This window comes from Gammaproteobacteria bacterium (genome assembly GCA_030949385.1).
Taxonomy (GTDB): Bacteria; Pseudomonadota; Gammaproteobacteria; order JAUZRS01; family JAUZRS01; genus JAUZRS01.
This window is the reverse complement of record JAUZSP010000010.1, coordinates 33,255-57,691: the sequence shown is the minus strand read 5'-3', so window position 1 is coordinate 57,691 and position 24,437 is coordinate 33,255. Positions and strand designations below refer to the sequence as shown.

General features: G+C 47.4%; 27 protein-coding genes. 8 read left to right on the top strand and 19 right to left on the bottom strand.

What is annotated here, in order from left to right:
* Position 1: 1 nt before the first annotated feature.
* The 5 genes from Q9O24_13595 to Q9O24_13575 form a co-directional block, all read right to left on the bottom strand.
* Positions 2-283: an SH3 domain-containing protein gene (locus Q9O24_13595; protein MDQ7076144.1), complete on the bottom strand. Its 282-nt coding sequence runs from the start codon at positions 281-283 to the stop codon at positions 2-4.
* 55 nt (positions 284-338) lie between these two features.
* Positions 339-1,859: a S8 family serine peptidase gene (locus tag Q9O24_13590; GenBank protein MDQ7076143.1), complete on the bottom strand. Its 1,521-nt coding sequence runs from the start codon at positions 1,857-1,859 to the stop codon at positions 339-341.
* Between the two features lie 23 nt (positions 1,860-1,882).
* Positions 1,883-2,860 (bottom strand): endonuclease/exonuclease/phosphatase family protein, encoded by a 978-nt coding sequence (locus Q9O24_13585; GenBank protein MDQ7076142.1) that lies wholly within the window; start codon positions 2,858-2,860, stop codon positions 1,883-1,885.
* Between the two features lie 118 nt (positions 2,861-2,978).
* A complete protein-coding gene (locus Q9O24_13580) occupies positions 2,979-3,212 on the bottom strand; it encodes an ATP-binding protein (GenBank protein ID MDQ7076141.1) in 234 nt (77 codons plus the stop codon).
* A 165-nt stretch (positions 3,213-3,377) separates the two neighbouring features.
* Positions 3,378-3,722, bottom strand: a complete 345-nt coding sequence (locus Q9O24_13575; GenBank protein ID MDQ7076140.1) for a TusE/DsrC/DsvC family sulfur relay protein — start codon at positions 3,720-3,722, stop codon at positions 3,378-3,380.
* Positions 3,723-3,837: 115 nt separating this feature from the next.
* Here Q9O24_13575 and Q9O24_13570 point away from each other — a divergent pair, with 115 nt between their 5' ends.
* The 4 genes from Q9O24_13570 to Q9O24_13555 all read left to right on the top strand — a co-directional run bounded on the left by Q9O24_13570 (position 3,838) and on the right by Q9O24_13555 (position 5,649).
* Complete coding sequence (locus tag Q9O24_13570) at positions 3,838-4,005, top strand: LysR family transcriptional regulator (protein MDQ7076139.1); 168 nt, start codon at positions 3,838-3,840, stop codon at positions 4,003-4,005.
* On the top strand, positions 4,002-4,757 hold the full coding sequence (locus Q9O24_13565; protein ID MDQ7076138.1) for a LysR substrate-binding domain-containing protein: 756 nt from the start codon (positions 4,002-4,004) through the stop codon (positions 4,755-4,757). The genes Q9O24_13570 and Q9O24_13565 overlap by 4 nt, the downstream gene beginning before the upstream one ends.
* 132 nt (positions 4,758-4,889) lie before the next feature.
* A complete protein-coding gene (locus Q9O24_13560; GenBank protein MDQ7076137.1) occupies positions 4,890-5,126 on the top strand; it encodes an SAP domain-containing protein in 237 nt (78 codons plus the stop codon).
* An 85-nt stretch (positions 5,127-5,211) separates the two neighbouring features.
* On the top strand, positions 5,212-5,649 hold the full coding sequence (locus tag Q9O24_13555) for a universal stress protein (protein MDQ7076136.1): 438 nt from the start codon (positions 5,212-5,214) through the stop codon (positions 5,647-5,649).
* A gap of 13 nt (positions 5,650-5,662) precedes the next feature.
* Here Q9O24_13555 and Q9O24_13550 read toward each other — a convergent pair whose 3' ends face one another.
* Entirely contained in the window at positions 5,663-6,073 is a 411-nt protein-coding gene (locus Q9O24_13550) for a S4 domain-containing protein (protein MDQ7076135.1), read from the bottom strand.
* A 305-nt stretch (positions 6,074-6,378) separates the two neighbouring features.
* Between Q9O24_13550 and Q9O24_13545 the strand changes: the two genes are divergently transcribed.
* From Q9O24_13545 to Q9O24_13535, 3 genes are read left to right on the top strand one after another with little or no spacing between them, the layout of a single operon-like run.
* On the top strand, positions 6,379-7,617 hold the full coding sequence (locus Q9O24_13545) for an ATP-grasp domain-containing protein (protein MDQ7076134.1): 1,239 nt from the start codon (positions 6,379-6,381) through the stop codon (positions 7,615-7,617).
* Complete coding sequence (locus Q9O24_13540; GenBank protein ID MDQ7076133.1) at positions 7,595-8,635, top strand: Ldh family oxidoreductase; 1,041 nt, start codon at positions 7,595-7,597, stop codon at positions 8,633-8,635. The genes Q9O24_13545 and Q9O24_13540 overlap by 23 nt, the downstream gene beginning before the upstream one ends.
* Positions 8,636-8,661: 26 nt before the next feature.
* Positions 8,662-9,372 carry an RraA family protein gene (locus tag Q9O24_13535; protein ID MDQ7076132.1) on the top strand — a complete coding sequence of 237 codons (711 nt, stop codon included), beginning with the start codon at positions 8,662-8,664 and terminating at the stop codon, positions 9,370-9,372.
* Positions 9,373-9,450: 78 nt separating this feature from the next.
* Here Q9O24_13535 and Q9O24_13530 read toward each other — a convergent pair whose 3' ends face one another.
* The 13 genes from Q9O24_13530 to Q9O24_13470 form a co-directional block, all read right to left on the bottom strand.
* Positions 9,451-10,605, bottom strand: a complete 1,155-nt coding sequence (locus tag Q9O24_13530) for a glycosyltransferase family 4 protein (protein MDQ7076131.1) — start codon at positions 10,603-10,605, stop codon at positions 9,451-9,453.
* Positions 10,606-10,618: 13 nt separating this feature from the next.
* A complete protein-coding gene (gene wecB, locus Q9O24_13525; GenBank protein MDQ7076130.1) occupies positions 10,619-11,746 on the bottom strand; it encodes a UDP-N-acetylglucosamine 2-epimerase (non-hydrolyzing) in 1,128 nt (375 codons plus the stop codon).
* Between the two features lie 247 nt (positions 11,747-11,993).
* The gene (locus Q9O24_13520; GenBank protein MDQ7076129.1) at positions 11,994-12,149 is read right to left on the bottom strand and encodes a hypothetical protein; all 156 of its coding nucleotides are present in this window, start codon (positions 12,147-12,149) and stop codon (positions 11,994-11,996) included.
* A 134-nt stretch (positions 12,150-12,283) separates the two neighbouring features.
* Positions 12,284-13,153, bottom strand: a complete 870-nt coding sequence (locus Q9O24_13515; protein ID MDQ7076128.1) for an O-antigen ligase family protein — start codon at positions 13,151-13,153, stop codon at positions 12,284-12,286.
* Positions 13,154-13,234: 81 nt separating this feature from the next.
* Positions 13,235-14,689 carry an oligosaccharide flippase family protein gene (locus tag Q9O24_13510; GenBank protein ID MDQ7076127.1) on the bottom strand — a complete coding sequence of 485 codons (1,455 nt, stop codon included), beginning with the start codon at positions 14,687-14,689 and terminating at the stop codon, positions 13,235-13,237.
* 161 nt (positions 14,690-14,850) lie between these two features.
* Positions 14,851-16,677 (bottom strand): aminoglycoside phosphotransferase family protein, encoded by a 1,827-nt coding sequence (locus tag Q9O24_13505; protein ID MDQ7076126.1) that lies wholly within the window; start codon positions 16,675-16,677, stop codon positions 14,851-14,853.
* A 28-nt stretch (positions 16,678-16,705) separates the two neighbouring features.
* Complete coding sequence (locus Q9O24_13500) at positions 16,706-17,467, bottom strand: polysaccharide deacetylase family protein (GenBank protein MDQ7076125.1); 762 nt, start codon at positions 17,465-17,467, stop codon at positions 16,706-16,708.
* Positions 17,454-17,756 (bottom strand): hypothetical protein, encoded by a 303-nt coding sequence (locus tag Q9O24_13495; GenBank protein MDQ7076124.1) that lies wholly within the window; start codon positions 17,754-17,756, stop codon positions 17,454-17,456. Before Q9O24_13495 ends, Q9O24_13500 begins: the two co-directional genes overlap by 14 nt.
* Before the next feature lie 167 nt (positions 17,757-17,923).
* Positions 17,924-18,211, bottom strand: coding sequence for a hypothetical protein (locus Q9O24_13490; GenBank protein ID MDQ7076123.1), 288 nt, complete (start codon positions 18,209-18,211; stop codon positions 17,924-17,926).
* 209 nt (positions 18,212-18,420) lie between these two features.
* A complete protein-coding gene (locus Q9O24_13485) occupies positions 18,421-19,785 on the bottom strand; it encodes a hypothetical protein (GenBank protein ID MDQ7076122.1) in 1,365 nt (454 codons plus the stop codon).
* 38 nt (positions 19,786-19,823) lie between these two features.
* Positions 19,824-20,711: a polysaccharide biosynthesis protein gene (locus Q9O24_13480; protein MDQ7076121.1), complete on the bottom strand. Its 888-nt coding sequence runs from the start codon at positions 20,709-20,711 to the stop codon at positions 19,824-19,826.
* 64 nt (positions 20,712-20,775) lie between these two features.
* The gene (locus Q9O24_13475; GenBank protein ID MDQ7076120.1) at positions 20,776-22,257 is read right to left on the bottom strand and encodes a hypothetical protein; all 1,482 of its coding nucleotides are present in this window, start codon (positions 22,255-22,257) and stop codon (positions 20,776-20,778) included.
* A 126-nt stretch (positions 22,258-22,383) separates the two neighbouring features.
* Positions 22,384-23,061, bottom strand: coding sequence for a polysaccharide biosynthesis/export family protein (locus Q9O24_13470; protein MDQ7076119.1), 678 nt, complete (start codon positions 23,059-23,061; stop codon positions 22,384-22,386).
* A 416-nt stretch (positions 23,062-23,477) separates the two neighbouring features.
* Here Q9O24_13470 and Q9O24_13465 point away from each other — a divergent pair, with 416 nt between their 5' ends.
* Entirely contained in the window at positions 23,478-24,413 is a 936-nt protein-coding gene (locus tag Q9O24_13465; protein MDQ7076118.1) for a LysR family transcriptional regulator, read from the top strand.
* Positions 24,414-24,437 lie beyond the last annotated feature (24 nt).

Below are 24,437 nucleotides of genomic sequence, written 5' to 3'. Positions count from 1 at the left end.
CTTACCTCAACAGGGTAATGAATCGACGACTGACGTAACCTGCCACACTGCCCGCTTGAATCCGATACCACGAACCGAGACGATCCAACACCTCCACCTGCATCCCTCGGCGCAACTGTAAAATAGGCGGTTTGGCGGTAGAAGGTCGAGGGCGCAAATTCAGCACCAACGCATTGACGGTACCGAACAACAGCTCTGTGCTGGGTTCCACTCGTGCTGCGGGAGCCGGAAAACGCCGTCCACGCCGACGTTGCGCTTCCTGCACGGCACGATGGGCGTTCACTTTACCGTAACCAAACCACCACGAATGACCCTTTTGATCGTAATGGCCAAAGTTGTTATCCAGCTGCGCATCGGGGCTGTGAATCTACAATTTTATCCGCACTGCGCTGCAAAATATCTTTGACCTCTGCGGCGCTCAAATCAGGATTGGCCGACAACACCAACGCGGCCACGCCTGCGGCAATCGGGCAGGCCGCTGATGTACCCCCAAAATCGTAACGATAGGAGCTGGGCGAGGCACCTGCACTGCCTGAATTATCGGTGGTAACGATTGTTCTCCCCCTCAATCTGACTCGAACATGAGAGTTGTCACTGTTTTGTGGCAAGCCATTGCTGCTCGGCGCACAGATCGAAACCTCTTTGCCCCAGTTGCTGTACAAGGCTTTTTTTGCCTGACTGGTGCAGGCCGAAACCGCAATCACATCGGGGTGAGCCGCATAGCCATTATGCCAGCGACCACTGCCCCACAACTCTTCTTGAAGCCCATTCAAGGGGCGATTATCGTTACCCGCCGCAAATAAAATCACACAGCCTTTGCCACCACGCCCCTTACGAGCGGCGTAACTTAAAATACGATGTTGACGCAGCGAAAGGGGAAAATGACCACTGCCCGCATTCCAACTGCACGAAATCACGCTGGCACCGTGATCCACTGCCCACTCAAACATCTCCACCATCGAATCATCATCAAGTGCCCTAAAACGAATCGGCATCAAAGCACAGTTCGGTGCCACACCCACCACACCACGGCCATTGGATTCCGCCACCGCCAAACCAGCACACGCTGTCCCGTGGCTCGCGCTAAAACCGGGTGAGGGATCACGATCCCGCTCAGCAAAATCCACCGGAGCGACTGTTTTATTACGGCCTTGAAAATCCGCATGCTGCAACTCAATGGAGTCATCCATTAGTGCCACCACCACCGAACGCTCACCCTCAGTCACCGACCAAGCACGGGGCGCATCAATGTGAGAACTGGGGTTTAAAAATGGGCCACCGTTATGGTTTAAGTGCCACTGCTTTTCAAACTCCGTGTCCGTCGGAATTTGGCACGCTTGGCTCAGATAGGCCAAGTTCGGTTCGGCCAAAATCACCTCATTCTCTTCAGCCAGAGCATTGCAGAGTTTGATCGGATTCACTGTTGCATCCGCATTCAAAACAAACAGATACGCATGCTCAAAACGTAACTTTTTCAACAACTGTAAACCGTAACGTTCACTTAACGCCTCAATAGAGGCATCAGTGGTCATGGAGGAAAAAGAGACCGTAACCTGATCCATAAGATAAAAGTGACTGTTCGACATATCCTCTTGAGAATAAACATGAGAGACAAACTGCACCTCAGGGGATGAACGTAAACTCTGTTTCGCTGCCCCCAATTGGCTCGCCTCTTTGACCTTCACCAGATAAAGGTTTTGACGTGCCAAATAACGCACCAGAGAGAGCGAATTTTGCTCCAACAACGCATCAAAAGAACCGCCTGAGACAAGACGCAGGCTAAGTTGGTCTGCTACTTTCACAGCCGTTAAAGATTCACCGTTACGCCACAGCGTTAAGACAGCGCGTTTTTCACTCATGATTTTCCTCACTCAACAGACCGTTAAAGTAAAAATTCCGCGATCAAAGGGGCATGATCAGAATCAGGGAATAATTTATCGCCACCAATCTTCAAAGACTCATCTTGTAACAGCTCGTTATGCACTTCACTGTGTTGATGGTAACGCCACAACGCTCGTGAAGACAAAATATGATCCAACATTCGCCCCTTACCCTGATAGACAAAACTAAAACGTTGCGAGGGAGGCAAACTGCGTTCAGTAGGCACCATCACCCGTGAAATCAAATCGGGGTTGCGCGTTTCAGCCACATCGCCACAAATCGCCATCACCGGCACATCCTCCACATCGGCGTTAAAATCACCACAGACCAGCAGTAAACTCTGTTCATCTTGATCAAAAATATGATCAATAAAACGCCGCACTTCCAACGCTTGCCCGACCCGTTTCATACTCGAAACAAAATAACCTTCGGCCCAACCGGAAGCCGAACGCCACTTACTGCGACCGATGGTTTGACCTTCAACCGGTGTCGGCAGGCGCGATTTCAGATGCAAATTGAGCACATGCAACGGTCGATCTAAACCCAAATCAATCTGAGCGTGCAAAATAGGCCGTTCCCAACGCACCGACGAAGCGGTCTGATCCGCAGGCTCGGCGGTAATGTATTTATAATGTGGAGCGGAGGCAAAATCATTGCGATATTGAGCAAAATAGGTAATCGGATAGGCGCTTAAAATGACCAAATTCCGCAAGCCATAAACCTGTTTGCTGCGTTCCGTCTGGGTGTAAACACGGTGGTAAGATTCGTATTTTGTGCCTAAAAGCAGCAGGTCTAATGCTTTTAAACTACGCCTGTTATCCGTTCCTGTCTGGCCATGCACCTCTTGCAGGCACAAAATATCCGCATCCAACTTCAACAACAGCGGCTGCAAGACCTCGATCCGTCGATCCAAAACCGTACGATCACGGGCTGACTCGTCCAAGTTCTCTAAATTAAATGACGCGATGCGCAGCTTCATAACTCCCCCACTCCTTAGAAAAATCGTTCTCCATAGTAGCGGGGTTAGCTTGAAAAAAACAACAAAAAAAGGCCAGAGCCTTTCCAGCTCCAGCCTCAAATCATCTTACTCAGAAAAACTACAGACCCAATAACTCAGCATGTACACCTTGATTTCTCACCACCATCAATATGTCCATTGAAGTCAATTTTTCTGGATCATATTCCACCATCATCAAATGAGGTTGAGTCTCCAGATGTCCAATCCCCAACACACCGTCATTGGCTCGAACTTGATTGTCCAACGCTTGGCAACTCTCTCTGTCGAGGGTTTCGTCAATATGAACCGTAATATCAACCATTTTAATATCCATCGCCAACTCCTAACCTGTTAACACCAAAACAACTAAATTACGGCAAAATAGGCCACCGAAACCCAGAGTCTTGTACCTATGTAGACCCGTTTTCCAAAAAAAGCCAGCTACATCGTATATTTTTGTTGATTCAGGCTAAAGATAAATCAACGGTGGCCGAGCAGATCAACTCATATACGCCCTCGCTTCTTCGCCAGGATCGGGCAAGCCCGCAATGCGCCAGACCGGCAAACAGCCACCAAACAGCTCATACACCTCCTCTTTTGACAAACTCACCGCACGGCAGACCAAGCGCATGGTGGGCACACCGCCCACCTCCAAATATTTTGCCCGAATATGGTGAACCACGCGCCAATGTTTTTCGCCCAAAGAGCCGAGTCCTTGCAGATGCGCAATTTTTTCTGCCAGAACCTCTGTCCATAGATCAGGGTTTAGCAAAAAACCGTATTCATCAAACAAACCAGCAAAGTTGGGATTATGAACCACCTGTTCTGCATTAAAGTTCAACATAATATTCTCCAAGGCACCTTGAGCCAACGTTCTATTCAGTAGTGAGAGTCCATTATCTCTGCCATACTCAAGCATTAGAAATAATAATTCATTCATCAATATAATTAATAATGATATGGAACTGCGCCAACTCCGCTCTCTAATCACCTTGGTCGACCAAGGTTTCAATGTCAGCCGTACCGCCGAACAGCTGCATTTAGTCCAACCTGCGGTCTCTCAACACCTGAAGCAACTGGAAAACGAATTAGGCACCCCCTTTTTCAACGCCACGGTAAACGTTTGATCGGACTCAGTGAACCAGGAAAAGAAGTCCTGCATTACGCCCGCAAAGTTCTCAGCGCCGTTGCCAGCCTCACCGCCATTGGCACAGAGCATCAACAGCAGAATCTCGGTGTACTACGTATTGGAGCAACTCATACCCAAGCCCGTTATGTCTTACCACCGGCCATTCATCGCTTTCGACAAATCTATCCCGATGTAGAAATTCAACTGCATCAAGGCACTCCTGAACAGTTGGTCAACATGGCAATCAAAGATCATGTCGATCTCGCCATCTGCACCGAAGCTTTGGATAAAAGCGCTGAACTCTCATTCAAAACTATTTACCGCTGGAATCGCTGTTTAATTGCACCACAACAGCACCCCATTCTTCAATATAAACAAATCACACTCAAACACCTATGCGATTACCCCTTGATCACCTACATCTTTGGTTTTACCGGTCGTGGCAACCTAAACCAGACGTTTAAACGAGCCGACTTGCAACCCCAAATTGCCCTCAGCGCGGCTGATACGGATGTAATAAAAACCTATGTTCGTGAGGGTTTGGGCATCGGCATTATTGCCGATTTAGCCTTCAACGAGAAAGAAGACCATGATTTACAAAAACGCGATCTCAGCCATCTATTTCCCTGGGAGACCACCAAGGTTGCCTACCTCAATGACACATATCTGCGCACCTTTCAACGGCGTTTTATCGAACTGTTCCAACAAGAAACCCACTGGATCAGCGCCAAAAATCCAACGCAAAAGTAACTTGCCCCAAATATTGCTTAAGAAATCAAGATTTTCAGCATAACAACCCCCAAACAGTTGAAAATTCAACCCTACCTTAAGCCAACAAGATTTATAATCCATCCAACCCATAACCAAACCGGAGAACAAACCATGAACATGCAACAAATTCGCAGCATCGCCCGCAGCATCAACCTCAAACCAGGCAAGCTGCCAAAAAAAATCTTAATACGCAGCATTCAATCCAGTGAAGGCAATTTTGACTGTTTTGCCACCGCCATCAGTGGTTATTGCGATCAAGATGGCTGCATCTGGCGCGATGACTGCCTCAGCCTGTCACAAAAAACCGGCAAAAAAAGGACAAAGCAGACACAGGCAAAACATAACTAAAAGATAAGGGTTGACGCTGTCCAAAGCGGGGTAGAAACTGAAACCGTAGGCGATAAATTCCAGACTGAGATACAAGGAGGGTGACATGCACATCTACAAACACATTCTTCTCGGCGTCGATTTCTCCCCAGAAAGCGATGCGGTCATCGAAAAAGCCAAGGAGCTGGCAGAACATTATCAAGCCAAGCTCAGCCTGATTCACGTCGTAGACTACCTGCCGCCCGGTTACATCGACGACTTTATTATGCCCAACGACGACCTAGAAACCTCGCTGATCGTGCGCTCCAAAGAACAGATCAAACAGCTTGGCGAAGAGCTGAAGGTCAGCGAAAAAAATCAGTGGGTTGAAATCGGCTCACCCAAAACGGAAATCATTCGTTTAAGCGAAAAAGAGCACGTCGATCTGATCATCGTCGGTAGCCACGGCCGCCAAGGTTTGCAACTGCTGCTCGGCTCCACCGCCAACGCGGTACTGCACTCCGCCCCTTGCGATGTACTGGCCGTTCGCATCACCGAACCCTAAACAGAGCGCTCATTTACAGCCGTCCTTTGGTAAAACTGACCAACTGACGACGCTGTTTTTTATTCGGCTTCTCATTCAAGCCACGGCCAACAGCCAAAACCTTGCGCTGTTCCGCTGCCGTTTGGCGGCGAGAAAGACTCTCGGCACTCTCTTCGTAAAGCAAAACCGCCACCTTGGCAGAGCCTCGTTTCGCCGACAGCTGCCGCACGGCAATCCAATACTCATCAAAACCGCGCCGAATTTTCAGCTCATCTCCCATCTGTACCATTTTTGCCGGTTTGCTTTTCTGACCGTTAATATGGACTTTGCCGCCCTTAATCGCTTCTGAAGCCAGTGAACGAGTTTTAAAAAAACGCGCAGCCCATAGCCACTTATCAATCCGAACCTGTAAAAGTTGCTCTGCATCCAATCTCTGTTTAACCACCCTCCCACCTCCTTGGATTAATTGGAATGTTAATCGCTTAGAAGCCATCATGCCGCAAACACACACACTTAGTCTTAATTTAATCTTAAAACATTGTCAGAGGAAATTATGATTGATCTTCTACACTTCATCAGCATGAAAATCTTACAAAAGAGAGATTATTGCCGCCAAGTCAGTAAGGCAAAAAATATTCGCCTCCGACCAAATCTATCTGGCTAGAAAACAAGCGGTTAAACTGGACTCCTTATTAGGTCAAATCCACTAAAACAATCACAACCCTTTTGCCACAACGAATAGAATTCAATATGACCAGAAAAACCACTCAGAAACGCGCCGTCTTGATCCTAGACGGTCAAGCCAATGCCCTCTCCGTCGTACGCAGCTTAGGCAGGCAAGGAGTGCCCATTTACCTCTCAGCCCCCGCAGAATGTTACGCCCTGCATTCACGTTATTGTCAGCAAACCTACCTCATCCCTGAGGGTGTACCCCTGCTCAACTACTGGCACAAACTGCTGCTGGAAGACCCAGCGGAAGAATTGAAAGAAGCCATTCTCTTTCCTTGCAGCGACAAAGCGCTTGAATTTGTCATTGCCCATCAAGCCGAGCTGGAGCAGCACTACCGGCTCGAAGGCCAAAGCCTGCAATCACGCCAAGAGCTGCTAGACAAGCAGCACACCCTGAGGGTTGCCAAACAGGCGGGCATTTCCATTCCCGAATTTTGGCAAGTCAGCAAACAACAAGACGTCATCGACATTATGCACGAGGTCAGTTATCCGGCCATTATCAAACCGATTCATTCTCACCTCTTCCAAGCCCAGTTTGACGGCCAAAAATACCTTGCGGTAGAAAACGCTCAAGAGCTGCTCGACAAAGCCAGCCGTGTCCTAAATGCCGGTTTGGCATTTATGATCAGCGAATACATTCCCGGCCCCGACAGCCTACTTTGCAGCTATTTCACTTACCACAATCAAGCAGAACAGCCGCTGTATCACTTTACCAAACGGATCAAACGCCGCTATCCGGTCAATCACGGCGGAGCCACCTACCACGTCACCGAGTGGCAACCGGAAGTAGCAAAGTTAGGGCAAAAACTACTGAAACACATTCACTTCACCGGCCTGTGCAACATGGAGTTTAAACGGGATCTGCGTGACGGTGAGTTAAAACTGATCGAGATCAACGCTCGTTTTGTCGCCTCTCAAGAGCTGGTCTACCAGAGCGGCATGGACATCGCCAAAATCGTCTACCAATACCTTGATGGCCAGACTCCCGATAAAATCGAAGCGTATCAACAACACCTGCACCTCTGGATTCCAGATCGAGACTTCCACGCCTTTAGGCAACTGAAACAGCGTGGCGAACTGAGCTTTTTCGGCTGGCTGAAAAGTTTGGCGCATCGACAGGTGGTCAACTATTTTAAACTCTACGACCCCATGCCATGGGTGATCAAGGTCCGCGACGACCTCAGTTACATCGGCTCCCGCCTACTGAAAAAGGCAAGACAACTTATGGGAGGCAACCGTGCCGCAGATCCCAACGCCTGAGCTGCACCAACTGATTAAAACGCTGCTGTTGGCCTATGACTGTGACGCAGCACAAGCCGAAATTCTGAGCAGCGTTTTGAGCTGGAACAGCCAGATCAATCGCCCCACCCAAGGTGCTTGGCGGCTGCCGGTGTTGATTAATCGGCTGCAAAAAGGCCGCATCACCACCCCTTGCCAGCTCAACTTTGAACAAAAAAGCCCCTCTCTGGGTTTAATGGACGGCAATAACGGCTTTGGCCAATACGTCAGCCATCACAGCATGTTAAAGGCCATTGAGTTGGCAGAAACCCAAGGCGTGGGCGTGGTCGGCGTGCGCAACAGCAACTGGAACGGTTCAGGTGCCTATTACACCCAACTGGCCGCTGAACGAGGCATGATCGGCATCAGTACCAGTAACTCAGTACCCAAAGTCGCACCGTTTGGTGGCAACCAAGCGGTCTTTGGCACCAACCCGATGGCCTTTGGCATTCCGCGCCGTGATGGACGCTCCATTTTGCTCGACATGGCCACCGCCGCCAGCGCCGGTTCCAGCATCAAGCGCGCCATTGAAGCCGGTCAACAGCTGCCCGAAGGCATCGCCGTCGATGCAGACGGTCAGCCCATCACCGACCCCAATGAGGTCAAAAATGGCACCGTGCTGCCTTTTGGTGGCGCTAAAGGTTATGGTCTCTCGCTGATGGTGGAGATCCTCAGCGCAGTCATTACCGGCGCAGGAATCTCCCATCAAGTGGCCTCCATGCACGACGATTTTGACCGCAACAGCAACAACGGCCACCTCTTTATCGCTTTGGATATCCGCCGTTTTATGCCGCTGGAACAGTACTACCAACGCCTTGAACACCTCAGCGATTTAATTCACGCCGCTGGCGGAAAAACCAATAACATTCCCGCACTGCCCGGCGAATCCCGCTGGAAAGCCTATGATAAAAGCCAACGCGAGGGCATTAGCCTTGATGAACACACTTGTAACGCACTCAAAAACTTGGCAAAAAACCGAAACATTCCATTACCTTGGTGAAGTGGCGCAAGCCCTAGGAGCATAAAATGGCAGGAAAACCACAGACAACCGCAGTCCACCCCGGCCCAGGCTTTCGTATTCGGCGTGATTTTGAACGTCCGCCAAAGGAGTTAATCGAACAGTACGCCAAATACCCCACTCCCGACATCTCCGACCTGATGAATCGGCTCTATGCCCTCTCGCCTAAAATTCGTAATCTGGTCAACAAACAAAAACTGATCGGCCCCGCTTGCACGGTAAAAGTCTTTCCCGGTGACAATCTGATGGTGCATAAAGCCTTGGATCTGGCCAAACCGGGGGACGTCATTGTGGTGGATACGGGCGGGCGACAAACCAATGCCATCTGCGGTGAACTGGTGAGCCAAAAAGCAAAACATCGGGGCATTGCCGGTTTTGTCATTGACGGTCTGATCCGCGATTTGCCCGGCCTAAAAGAGATCGGCCTGCCCATCTACGCCCGAGGCACCACCCCAGTGGGGCCGATGCAACGCGGCCCTGGGGAGATCAACCATCAAATCAGCTGCGGTGGCATCGTCATAAACCCAGGTGATTTGATTGTGGCCGATCAGACTGGGGTTGTCGTCGTGCGTAACGATTACATGGAAACCCTTTTAGAACGCTTGCACAATTGGGATAAAGAATTCAGCATTTATTGCCAAGAGGTGGCCAAAGGCAATTTTAATAATGAATGGGCGGATCGTTTGTTGGACGGCTCCGATGTAGAGTACATTGATTAATATGAGTTGAGGCCAAATCAAGCCATAAAAAAAGCCCCAAAACGGGGCTTTTTTATTCGGCTCTAAATTAAAACCGGCCTAATTTTTCACCGTAGACAATTCTAAAAACTGCGTTGCCAATTTTTCCCAAGTAAAACTCTCATCCACTTTATTATAACCTTTGTGCGCCATTTCAAAGGCTTCCTCAGGGTTCTGCTGAATGCGCTCAATGGCCAAAACCAGCTCTGCTGGTTGATCGGCATAATAAAGAAAATCACCGTCATCAATGTAGGGCATTTCATGCAAACGGGTACTGATCACCGGTTTATGCCGACTCAAATACTCAAACAGTTTGATCGGACAGGCACGATGAGAAACAGGGATTGGTTTAAAGATGTTCAAACAGACGTCCATACGATCAATGTAATCAAACACCTCATCGTGAGGCACACCGCCGGTCAACTCAATATTTTCGAGCTTACGGTCAGAGACCTCTTGTTTAACCCCTTCCCAGTCACGACCTGACCCAACCAATAAAAAATGCACCTCGGGCAATTTTTCAGCGGCATCAAGAATAATATCGAAGTCAATAAAATACTCAAACGCACCTAAAAAGCCGACGGTGAATTTTTCTGTCGCCACCACATTGATCGGCTTGCCATCCACCAGCGCCACCATCTGATCACCACTGACCCCGTTGGCCAGCACATGCACATTGCCCTTGGCCAATTTAGCCAGCTCATGAGAAACACACAACACCGCATCAGAACGTTTCATCATGCTATCCAACATCTTCTGCGCCACGCCACGAATGGGGGCAATATTCAACGAACCTAGCTCGTAAGCGAGCATGTCAATGTAATCATCAGCAAAATCAAAGACAATTTTAGGGCCTTTCAGACGCATAAATTGATATTGGGGAATGTTATACAACAGCACCAAATCAATGCCCTCTTCCTCAACAATCTTTTTTGCGTCTTTATAAGCTGCCATAGAAAAATAGGCTTTTTTCACCAATTTATCCAAGGGCAGTTTTTTATTCCAAAAACCGTCGCTCAACTTCACATCATGCAAATGCACATTGGGCATCTCACGATGAGCAATTTCACGAAAATTGGTCTCTTCCGAATCCATCGAAGGCGGCTGCAAGACATGCACTTCATGCCCCTGACGACCCAACACCTCTAGCAAGGAGTGATAACGAGTCCAGTTAACCGCAAACCAACGCGCCATATACGGAAACAAAATTTTCATCAATCAACTCCCTTTAAAGATGTGTACTCATAGCATCAACAATCCGCTGAGCGGCTTTGCCGTCACCGTACGGATTGGCCTTATTCGCCATCGCCTCATAGGCGGCTTTGTCGCTCAACAGGCGCGAGGCCTCGGCCACAATCAACTCCCGATCCGACCCCACCAACTTGGCCGTACCCGACTCAATTCCTTCAGGTCGTTCGGTGGTCTCACGCAACACCAAAATCGGTTTCCCCAACGTCGGCGCTTCTTCTTGCACCCCACCCGAATCGGTCAAAATCAACTCCGCTTTGCCCATCAGGTGAGCAAAATTGAGGTAATCCAACGGTTCGATCAAGATGATGTTTTTATTGCCGCGTAAAATTTGATCAACCTTGGAACGCACATTGGGATTAAAATGAACCGGCATCACCACCTTCACATCGGGGTGCCGTTCAACAATGTCGCACACCGCCAACAGGGAATCTTCCATCGGCTTACCAAAATTCTCGCGTCGATGGGTGGTCAAGAGAATAAAACGACCCTCAATCACCTCACACTGTTCAGCAGTCAAGACCTTCTCAAACTCCGGCTGGGTATTTTCCAATACCCAAAGCAGCGCATCAATGGAGGTATTACCGGTGATAAAAATATCCGCCTCAGAATAACCCTCACCGAGTAAATTCTGCCTTGACTGCGCCGTAGGAGCAAAATGCAAATCGGTCACACAGGAGGTCAATTTACGGTTGCCCTCTTCAGGGAAAGGGTTCCAGCGATTAAAGGTGCGTAAACCGGCCTCAATGTGCCCCACTTTGGCCTTCATATAAAACGCCGCCAAAGCACCGATAAAGGTACTGGTGGTATCGCCTTGTACCAAAACACAATCGGGATTGAATTCTTTCATCACCTCTTTCAAGCCTTGCAGAGCATGAATACTGACATCAAACAGATCTTGATTGGCACGCATAATATCCAGATCAAAATCAGGTTTAATAGCAAAAATAGCCAAGGCCTGATGCAGCATCTCCCGATGCTGACCGGTCACCGCAATCGCAGTTTCAAACTCATCCGTTTTCGCCTTCAAAGCCTGAATCACAGGAGCAAACTTGATGGTTTCAGGACGAGTACCAAAGACAATCAAGATCCGTTTTTTCTGCTTCATGGTGTTTTATTCCTATTCACACAACGTACAAGGTTTAAGTAATTTAGTCACCTAAATTGAGGTGTTAATTTACCACACAGCTGCCAACACGCACCTTAAAAAACCACCATTAAGCATCATTTAGCAACCCAAAATTTAAATAACCTTGCCGTAAACCTGCACAATAATCACCCTCAAAATCGTCAGTGCATAATCGCAATAATAATATTGCGATCCCATGTCGGTGAATTGGGGTCGCGGATAGTCCTTACTGCGTATTGAGTGCCGTCATCTGCGTCGCAGCAGCCAAGCCAAAGAAATAGAACAGCAGGTCATTCTCCATTACCACAAAGAAGGTCGATGCCATGTAACCGATAAAGGCCGCGACCATCATTCGACCTGCCCCAGCGACCTCATCAGGCACCTTGTACTCTGGCCTATCCATAGACCATGTTGTACCAGATGGAGTACCACAGCAGCGCCATAAAAATGTAATAACCAGGAAAACCTGATTCGCCAAAGTTTTGTACATAATTATTATGTGCGATCAATTTCAATTTAGAGTGTTTCGCAAATTGACCTTTTCCCACCCCCGTCAGACGGGTGAGCACGCAACATATTGATGCCGTTATCCCAGAGCTGAATGCGTTCGTGTGCCGACTCCTCTTCTGAGTTCACCTCCGTCATACGCGACGGCATCGCTGCAATCGCCCCTATCAAAATCACCGTCCCCAAAACCAAAAAATAGGGCTTAACCATCTCTTTACGAAAGAAAAACAAAATCCCCACCAAAGTGGCTAAAATAGCACCACGAGAATTGGTAAAGAACATCGCCTGACCCGCATAACCTATACAAGCCAGAGCCACCAAACGGGTAATCAAGCCATGCTGTTTCCACGGCCCGAAGGCGTACTCCAACATCAGTGCAATGCCCACCACAAACAAAATACCAAGCACATTGGGGCCATCCCAATCGCCGTACCAACGAATGCGAATCTCTTCATAACCCGGAAACACGGTCATCCCCCCCCAGCACTGCCCCGTCTCGCCTTGCAGAATGCCTTGATAGGCCAAAAAGAGAGTCAAACCGATGGTGAAATTAATCACGCTTTTCAGCCGTTTGGGCGTATCCACGTTCCAAACGATCATAAAAAAGACCATGCCACGCAGCAGGAACTCAATGAATTCACCCAATGCGGTCGCAAACCCAGCAGCAATGGTGGTACCGACCAAAATCATGATCAGGTAATAAGGTACCAGCGTGGTTTGCGGCAGAATATAGAGGTCGGGATTTTGCTGTTTACGCAGAAACCCCGCCAACAGACCCATTGGAATCACCGTCATCGCGGTGGGAAAACCATAAAAGGCCGGCACCCAGTCTTGCGGACGAATATAGAGAAAGATCAAATAGAGGTAAATAAAAATCATGATTTATCATTGGGGGAGTCGCACTCCCCTCCTTGTTATACCTGCCGGTTTGCCTCTCTCCCTACAGCAAAACACGAACAATTAACGTCTGCCAATCCACTGACGCGCCTTCGCCATTGCCACTCGAACCTCTTCATCAAGGAAATAGAGCAACACAAAAAAAGCCATCAATAACGTACTTTTAAGCAACAAACTGAGCCACACAACACCACTTGGAATCAACAATGAAAACAGATAAGTCAAAACACCCAAAACCAAAACCATCAACATTTTCATAAAGGGATAAGGAACCGCGTACAAACGCTGTGATACCACATTGGTCAACAGCGCGGTTGATAGCGTGCCACAAGTATACGCAATCGCCGCACCATAACCTGCCAACTCAAAATAGACCACCATCAAGTAATTCATCATCAAGTTGACGCTAGTCGAAGCCATAATAATATAGAGAATATATTGGCTCTTCTTATGGATTAATATTCCTGTTTGGAAACAGTACGAATTGGTTTGCACAATCACGCCCAACAACAAAATGGGCACAATACCCGCCGCCGCCCAATACTCTGGTGCTGACAAAACCCGCAGCAGATCAGAAATAAACAGCGACAAACTCAAAGCCACAAACACCGCTGCAAAGGTTAAATATTTCGCCACCGACGCATGAAACAGCTCAGCCCCTGGTTTACCAATCAACGAAAAGCGGTATGGGCCGTAACTTTTATACAGCGGTTCAGCCAAAATAAAGGTCAGCAACAAGGCAAATTTCATTGCCAAACCGTACACCCCGACCTCAGCAAAACCTTCATACTCTTTCAGGAAAAACCGATCCGCATTGCCCGCCACCACCCCAACAATGGAGCTGGCGGCAAAGGGAATGCTGTATTTCAAGATCGGCTTGACCTTTGCAAAGTCAAACTGAAAGCCACACTCTTTCAAGGTGAAGACCAACAACACCACTGCAACCAACGACACACTGATCAGATTCGAACTTAAAACGGCATCAACCCCACCGCCCTGGCCAACCAACAAGTAATAGGTCACGCTGATCTGAGAAACCAGACGCAGTGCTGACAACAGCACATAAAGCCCCGAACGCTCTTGAGCACGCAAATAGGCCAGTAACACCTCACTGCTCAACTCAACCACAATAATCAGCAGCGCAATCTGTAACGCGCGCTCAAACTGAAGATCATCCAACAGCAACAGCGTAACCTCTTCGCTCCAGATATTGACAAACAGAACGCCCGCTGCCACCAAAATAAACGTGACCAAAAGATTGGTGGTGACCACCGAATTTCGGCTTTTCTGATCATCGTAATCAAAATAGAAACGCAGGGTCGCATGCGCCAAACCGGCCCCAAACAACACCGACAGCACCGCATTGATCGAATAGAGGATCTCTAAGACGCCGTATTCAGGCACACTCAGATAATTGGTGTAGATGGGCAGAAGTATGAATGCGCCCAGACGATTAAGAACATTACCGACCAGATAAACACCGGTATGTTTTAACAAATGTTTCAGATTGCCAGCCATATAAACTCTTAAAAAATAGCGTCAAGTAGTAGGGCGAAAGTATAAGACCAAGCCCGTCAAAAAATCGCCTCTGGAACCAGAATGATATTTTTCACTCAACACCAGAAGAGAGATTCGTTAGAAAAAAGACGATCCTTTACATTTCGATAAAGGGAACTCTGCTATTTGGAAGAAGCATCCGCTAAAATTTGCTCTATATCGCCTAAAACCGCACCAATACCCTCACTAGCCCACCCTTCATGAGATTTTAAAGTCCAATCAAGTCGATCTCTTAAGTTCATCAACCAAGAGAGACAGCGAATCGGCAAAAACAGACGCTCATCAACGTCTAATATTGCTGCCACTTCAGGCAATAATTTTTGGTAAAAAACGGGCATCTTCCAAGGCAGCACCTTTTGACGATAAAACTCGATCAAATTGTAGTTTTTCTGCTCTTCTGGATCGCGACGATAGGTCATCAGCACAAACAGATCACTCAATGGCAAACCCGAGGTTTCCGACAGATCCCAGTCGATAATCGCGCCAACACTTTGATCGGCTAAAAACAGCACATTGCCGAGTTTAAAATCACCGTGGGTTCGCACCAACGGCGTCTCTTTTCCGATAAAAAACAGCTGTAGCAGTTCATCAACCCGCTGCAATACAGCCTGTTCGGCCTTATTACAATAAGGCCGCAAATTTCCAATGCAACCGCCAATCAAAATGTCGTAATCGTTTTTTGTTAACACCCGCCGCACAGCGGTTTTAGCCTGTCCCCGCGCCAAGACCAAACAGGCCTCCCGCACCATCTGATCCGCCAACTCACTGAACTCTTGTAACTCACGCCCCGCTTTTTTCTCTTCGATGTAATAACGTTGGCCTAAATATTCACCCGATGCCAATAATTTAGGTGTCAATGCCGCAAACGATCCCTTCTGCAATGCCGTAATCACATCGGCATTACGACCCGCAGAGACAAAACCGGCTTTAGAGCGAGGCAAACGCAAAACCACCTCAATATCGGTGTTGCCTACCGGCCCCACCATCACTACCGTAACATCGGCATTACCGGCAATCAGTCGTCGCACTTCAACCTTGGAGGTCTGCCAATGGAGCAAAGTGGCCAAATCAGCTGCCTGCACCATCTCCTGCACACTGTTAAGCACACCTTGTTTACTGGCACAAAAAAGAAAAGCGGGCCAATAACGGGTACTCAAACGTCGATTGAGTAAATATTGTTTAATCCGTCCGGTCAGATTCTTTTTTAGCGGCTCTGCTAAAGCAGCGTGTTCGCGTAAAACCAAATCTGGCAGGGGCAATAAACCCTCATTATAATCAAACTTACCCACATATTCTTGTATCTGCATCCCAAAAGAGCGCAACATTTCACGCGTCTCCAACCAAGGAACCCCCTGATAGCCGGTGATTTTACGCCCCAAAACCTGCTTGGCCATATTGAAATAATTTTGGCAGTTATCATCCGCAATCAACATAACGCCATTGACTGTTAAGGCTTCCCCCATTGAAGTCAGCACATGACGATAAATATTCAAATAATCTGCACCATAATGGCGTGCCAGCAAGTGTCCTAGCCGCAAACTGACACATAAATTGATCGTGCCAACGGCAATGGGCAGAGGTTTTGACAAATCTGCCTGCACAACCACAATATTATCAACCTCAGATCGCCTCAAAGAGTCTGCCAGCAACGCCGCCGCCACGGCATTCGGTTGCATCGAAATCACCCGCTGAAAATGCAGTGCCAAACCTCGACTCAAATTGCCACAGCTGTCATCAATGACCAACACTGTGCCTTCTTTGGGCATGGAGGGTAACAAAGGCATCCAAAAACATTGATCCACGGTCAAGGTTCTTAACAGCTTTACAAAAGGGCGTAGCGCCATCGGCTCTTGAATATCAAATCGAGGGCCTGAACCCCGTCGTAAATTGGCATCCAAGCCAGTACGGCGCAGCAAATCCCAACAAAATTGGCTTTCCCCTAAAGGCATAATCTCTCTTTTTCCTTAGATTAAAGCCCTAAAGCTTAGTAAGTGTGTATTTCGTAATAAACAGAGAAGGCAATGCCAAGGTCGCAGCAAACAATTCACGACTGGTCTCCAACTCAACGTGAATTCGCCGCAAGGCATAAGGCTCCAGCTCATCCAAGACATTAACCCCACTGCGATAACTGGTACCTAAGCGATAACCGGAGCGTTCCACCATGTCCAAAACCCGTTGATCATAGGTACAGGCCCCTCCCACAGGATAAGCAATCACATCACATGCTTGTCCTGTTTTTTCAACAATCACCTCTCTGGAATCAGCAATCTCATGCCAAAGCTCCTTATCGTCCAGCTGGGATAATATCGGATGACTGGCGGAATGAGAGCCAAATTCCACCCCCCACTCTGACATCTCCTTCACCTGTTGCCAGGTCATGGGATAACTCTCCTCAAAACCCTTCTCAGGTTTATGGGCTCCCACTTGCTGCTCCAAATCAACAATCGTCTGCAGACGCGCCTCATTAGAAACTTGTTTCAGTGCCCCTAATAAAATATCTACCGCAGACATCCTTGAGTCAAAGCTGTTCTCAATGCAGAGGTCAAGAGGGATAGCTGGCAAATTAAGAACTCCAGGTGCTGCCTTTTTCAGTAAATAAACCACCCAATCAAACCAAAATGTCTCCGTTTTCCCAATGTAATCTGATGAAATAAAAATAGTCGCAGGCACATCCAACTGTTTTAGAATAGGAAAAACAACACTGTAATTATCCTCAAACCCATCATCAAAGGTAACAATTAAGGGGTTTGGCGGCAGTGATTTTTTTACCGTCTAAAGAGGCAATCAAATCGCTAAAACGTATTGGGTTATAATGTTTTTTAACAAAAGCCATCTGCCAATGAAAATCAGCACTGCTGGCACTTACCAATTCGGTATCAAATTCATATTCAGTTAGGTTTTCTATATCCTTGACCCGATGATACGCAAGGATTAAAACATCCTGCAACATTTTCTGTCTGGCGAACTTGATCACCGGCAACAGTTTAGAAAAATGAAGACACTTTGCTAACAGCCCTTTTTTATACACCCACTATACTCCTACCATGATACTAGAGCAGTTTGAGATCCTAATAAAAAAAAACCATGCTTTTTATATCCTCCCTGTTGTAAACCACCATAGCATTCTCATAAAAACTGAGAACAATACACCAAACTTTCCCACTTATTTCATGAATTCACTGTCACCCGTCTTCATCAGCGGCAGTCATAAACCAATCTAAATGCTCCATGTACATCATATTTTTGCAGTGCGACCAGACGTGATACAGAGGCCAATAAGGTCACCACCGATTCAAGCCCATAAAACTCCATTAATATCGAAACATAACCCTGTCGACGTGCCGTAAAAATAAAACTTTTTAACAAAAAAGAAAGCGTACCTTCAAAGTCAATGGCTAACCGGTCAATTATGTGAACCACCTGTTCCTCATCAACGTAACAGATAATATAACCGCTGATTTCTTCTGAGCCACCCGTTGCCATAAACGATCAAAACGGGCATCGAAGGTATACAACCACCGTCCGTTAACAAAAAACCAGTGGCGGCTGCAATGGGGTTATCCTGATAAAACCAACGATATTTAGCAAGGTGATTTTGGCCTATGGCCAAACCATCCGACCACAACGCCAAAACAGCCTGACGATCGGCCAAAATATCGCTGTCGATAACAGAGTAAGGCACAAGTGATAACTTAACGGCCGTAGGTGATCGTCACAGAAAAACGGGTGTCCTGGTAATCTTGGCCAAACTCATTACTGTCCCTTTCACTCTGGCTGAGATTGCTGGTGAGAGCCAAAAGTTTTCCCCATTGGTATTGCAACGACAAGCCCACGCTTTGATTAGTGTCTTCACGCGCCGTCTGACTAACTGGACTTAAAACAGTGGGGTACATTGAGAGGGAATAACTGCCATTAAACGCCACATCCAAACGTCGATTAATACTGTGGCTCCAACTGGCATCAAAACCAAACACCTCTGAATCGCGCCCAGAAATTTTATTAACGGTTGTCACCACTTGCGCTACATCAGCAGGATCGTTTAAATAATCTTGTTGCTCAGCATAAGCAGAAAAATTAACACTGTCTGTCTGCCAGCCTTGAGAGAAAGAAAAATTCAAACGGCGAGACTCAAAAACACCACTGCTTGCTACCTGAACAACAGGGTTTGCAACAACGGCTCCCTGCTGCGCCACAGCCACCCGCCGCCGACCAGAGTCGGTTAATTCTTGAGCTGCCGAGAGCCCAAACTGGCTGCTATCCGACATCTGATACGCCCATGCCATACGCCCTAAAACGTTACTGGTCGTGCCACGCCGATCACTCTCGCCACGACTCTCCCCTAGATCAAGAGAAAACGTCGAACGCGCTCGCTGGGTCTGAAAACTGACAAAGGCATCTAAAGTTTTACTGTCTCCTCTATTTGATAAAAGGTCTTTGTATTTTACTTCGGTACTGCTAATAGTTGCCGAAATTGAACTCAACAATGAAATTCGATGATCCCACTCCAACGAAGCATTTACCCGTTGTGCAGCATTATTAGTGACCTCTTCGTAGTCATCGGAAAAGCGAGCATTCAAAACTAAATTATCGGTTTTACCAAAACGTAAGGTAATCGAGGGCCCTGTTACAAAGGTATTGGTAAATTGACGATTATCCGGTGTATTTGCATTTAAAACTCTAATTTGAGACTCCCCCAGATAATTCTCAAATGACCATTCAAAACGACGCGGTGAAATCAACCAGTTAGACGTTGCATCCAGCATTAACACCGCATCGGGTTTATAACTGCCATTGGCGTAATGGCGTAGCTCCATCGCACTGCTGACATCATAACGAAAACGCCCACTGGCCTCTTTAAGACCCAGCTCTCCACGAAACACACTGCGGTAATCAGCCACACCCTGCACATTGGTGGTGGTCGCACCACTCTTTTTTGCGTTTGAGCTGTACTCACCCTGATAAGAAAGCTGATAATTCGCCTGTAAGGCATACGCATTGGAAACAGAAAAAGATCCAACTACAAAAAGCAATACCGTATTTCGAACAGACATCATCATCCTTTCCATCTTTCCATTAAAGGTTATAAAAAAAACGTTTATGGTATGTTGTTGAGAACAAGACCAACCACCTTCTCTTCACCCATCACATCAATCGCATCCGTAATTTGTGTCTCTTCAACACCGCCATAAGGCACCACCAGCAAAACATAATCACTCAATTCAGCGAGAATTTGTGCGTCTGTATCGTCCACTGAAGGTGCATCAATGAAAATAAAGCGATCAGAATAACGCCGCCGAACCAGCTCAATAAACTCACGCATCCGATCCGTAGTAAAAAATTCCTTGAAAACCTCACGGTTACGCCCCGCTGGACAAAGCCGCAGACGCTCAATGCCGGAATCACAAATAATCTCTTCCAGATCCACCACCGCATCGGCCAAGTAGTCTCTCAAACCCACATCCGAATCCACTTCCAAAACATCGTGCTGACATGGGCTACGCAAATTACACTCAATCAATAGAGCCGTTTTACTCTCATCAAAGGCAAACGCAGAAGCCAAATTAAGCGAGAAAAAACTAGCGCCTCCCTTTGGTACCACCGAACTCACCATAACGATAAAGTTATCGCCTTGGCTGATTTTTAATAGCTTGGTACGCAACTCTCGGAAGGTATTAAAGGCTTCTCGAGATTTCATATCCGGATGGATAATTTTCTTTGCATCAAGCTCATCGGCGGTTAAACAGCGTTTGTATTCCATCTTGGCAATATCGCCACTGCTGCTGGTACTGCGAAGCTGCAAACTCGTACCCGCAGTGGAAGCTGCACCTGAATTTGCCACCGACTCAACGTGCGAAGAAAGGGTCGGCACCACCCGTTGTGGTTCTGGATCAGCCCCGAGATCATCGTCCAACTCAAAATCCAATGAGTCGTCCAACATATCATCCTCTATCACCTTTTCTGGCGTCTCTTCAATTTTACTCATTTTTTTTCAACCTAAACGGTAAACCCACTGATGTTTTCTAGATCATGTAGCCCTGATTTTGAGGTTAAATCACCTGCATAAACTTCAAACTACCCGCCACCACGTAGGCCATCAAAACCAACATCACCACAAACGCAATCAACCAACTGCCACGCCGATGAGAACGTTGCTCCTGTGGTGAAACCATATGCCTAATCGTGGTTACCATAACCCCTTTTGGAGCAACAAAAGTGACTCCCGGCTCAAGGCGAATACGGCTATCAAGAAAGGCCAACAAAACATAAATAAGGGCAATGGGCAGCAGCAAACCAATCAATGGACCCAACATCAAAATATGCAAAAAGCGCAAACCGGTCGGCACCAATGGCAATGCTGCTGGCTCCTGCACACTAAATTTTAAGCCTTGCTTTTCAATGTCCAAATGCATTGAGATGCGCGCCATTTCACGACGTTGCAAGAGGTCTTTATACAGCTCTTTATTCACTTCGTAATCACGCACCAGCTCATCAATTTTAGACTCTACCAAGCGCACTCGACCGGCTCGATCCCGTTCTCGAGCCAAGGATTTTCGCGCCTGTTCCTTGCGTCCATTCAAGGTCGCTATCAAAGTTTTGGTTTCAGAAAGCTGTCCGCGCATCTGCTGTGACAGGTTGGCAGGTGTGGCCCCACCATCCCCCATAAAACCCATATCATTATTTGCCGCACTGCCCGCATTGGGGTCTCTCTGCCCCACCTCGCCCTCTATCGACCCTTCTAGATCGGAGATCTGTTTTTTAATCCGCACGATGTCTGGGTAAGAATCATGATAGCTCAGACGTAAGGTGTCCAACTGTCCTTGCAGCTCACTGATTCGCCCTCGATATTGATTTTCTTTCAAAAAACTGGCGGTGACTTTCACCTCACCGGACAACTGCTTTTCCAGAGATTTTTTTCGAATCCTTGCCTCTTTAACCTCTTGATCCATCTTCTCCAAAGAGAGCTTCAAGTTTTCGATACGAGAACCAATTGAGTCTCCAGTACCAGGCAGCGCATCTTCATTTTTTGCCTTAAAAGCACTCATTTTACGTTCGGCTTCTTTCAGCTTGGCTTCGTACGCTTTGACCTGCTTGTCGATAAAATCGTAAGCCTCTTGACTCTCTTCACGTTTACTCTGGCCACTTTCGGCCACATACAAAGAAGCCAGTTTTTGCGTCACCTTAAAAGACCGCACTGGATCACTGTCAACGTATTTAATCTTAATTAAATTCGCGGACTCTTTGGTAATCACAGTCCGTTCTTTAATGCTCTCTAACAATCTCTCTCGGTCAATCTGAGATAAATCCTCATCCAGCCAACCGCCGTATTCCAACAGTTGGTCGCGCAAACGCCGACTGAAAACCACCTCAATCACCGCCTCTTCGCTGACATCCATCTCCGTTGGTACTGCGGCACCTTCCATCAACGGCGCAATAATATTACTGTTATTCGCCACAATAGTGGTGGTTGCCGTATACTTTTTTGGCAACACAAAACCCGCCCCCAATACGAATAAGACTAACGATGACAAAAATCACCGTTACCATGATTCGTCTTACCGCAACTTCCTTAAAAACAAGCTTAATCAACTGATCCATAGGGATTGGTTGAGCCATAATTCACACCGCCATTTTTATCGTAAAATGTTATTCAAAACCTAAAAAAGCTTTTCAGGAACAGTAATTACATCACCAGGACGTAAGGTATAATTGGTTTCCAGCTTTCCTTCGCTCAGAATATCCTTAAGATTTACTTCAATGGTTCGGGTTTTACCGTCAAATTTACGGTACAGTTTAGTCCCATTAGGTGAAGAAAATTCACTCACCCCACCCGCCTCCAGCACCACATCCAAAACGGTCATGCCAGGCCGGTACGGTAACGAGGTCACCGATCCCACTGCACCCAACACACGCACTTGGGATAAAAATTCGTGACTGCGTAACTGGGTTAAAATAATGGCCACTTTGGGATCACGAACAAATTTTGCCAAGCGATCACGAACCAGATCAGAGAGTTGTTTGGGGGTCAAACCTTCGGCCTTCAACTCCCCCACCAAAGGCAAGGAGATCATGCCATCTGGACGCACGGGAACGCTGACCGACAGTTCCGGCTGACGCCAGACATTGACATCAAGTTCATCATCAACACCAATGTAATACTCTTTCACTAAGTAATAAGGCGAAACTTCATTTTCTTCAATAGCGTGAAGCACTCCACTAACACCCATAAGCAGTAAAAAACCACTCAACCAGCCCCCCACACACCAACGCATCTTATTTCTCACCGACCACCTCTCACTCATTTGTACGTCATCTGGAGCAACGCTTTGATCCATCCTCATACCTTTAGCTCTCATTTTCCACTACTTTAAAACCATAAACCCGTGATTTAACCACGGTTTTCAGGAAATTTTATCAAAAAACCAACAAATAAGACCTAAATATCCTATAACCTCTCTAGGCAACATCTTGATGTCATTTTAGTTCCTAACCATCTTGTTCCAAACCTCGTCCCACTACCTTGCATAACGGCAGATTTTTCCAGCCATGCAGTACTGGATTCCAACAATCCGCCACAACGCCCTGACGATACTAAATCAAAGCCAAAGCCCGAACAAGCCACCCACTTTGCAAAATCCCATCAAACGTAACAACAAACACTTCCAGCAAACATTTATTCTAGCGGGCGTGTATGTTGCTCAGCCTAACTGGTAAGATACGACTTTGCTGTCTATTTTTCTGGGAACTACATATGTCCGACCGACGATTGCAGGTGTTTCATACCGTAGCGCGGCTGCTGAGTTTTACCAAAGCCGCAGAAAGCCTCAGCATGACTCAACCGGCGGTTACCTTTCAGATTCGCCAACTGGAAGAGGACTTCAATACCCGCCTGTTTGATCGCGGCCACAACAAGATTGGTCTAACGGAAACCGGCAAACGGGTCTACGAATACTCCGAACGCATCTTCGTGCTCTACAGCGAAATGCAGGAGGTGGTCAAAGAAATGACCGGTGACGTCACCGGCGCATTGGTATTGGGTGCCAGCACCACCATTGCCGAATACATGCTTCCAGCCCTACTCGGAAGCTTCAAACAAAAATACCCCGAAATCAACATCCGCCTCAAAGTCGGCAATACCGAGAACGTGGTCTCGATGATGGAAGAAAACTTGATTGACCTTGGCATTGTTGAAGGCTCCATTAACAACAAACTGCTGCTGTCCGAAACCTGTCGCATGGATCAGCTGCTGGTGATCATGCACCCCCACCATGAGTTGGCCAATGAAATGTCACTCGATGTCCATTGTTTATTGGCCTACCCATTTATTTTTCGCGAGGTGGGTTCTGGCACTCGCGAAGTGATCTCCAAATACCTGCGCAGCCAAGACATCAATGAAGACGAACTGGACAACTGTTTGGAATTGGGCAGCCCCGAGGCAATTAAAGGCGCAGTGGAAGCCGGTCTCGGCCTCTCCATTGCTTCTTGTGCAACGGTGATAAAAGAGTTGAAATTGGGAACCTTAAAAGCCGTGCGTCTTGACCCACCCCTAGAACGGCCCTTTTCCTTTGTGCGCCAACGACAAAAATTTCGGGTACGAATACTGGATGAATTATTGGATTTTTCACGCCAGTATTGCAAAAAAAACCAACAGGGCAGTGGCTCTGTTAGCATCACCCCCCCCCAGTAAACAACCGATAAGAATGATCTTTTT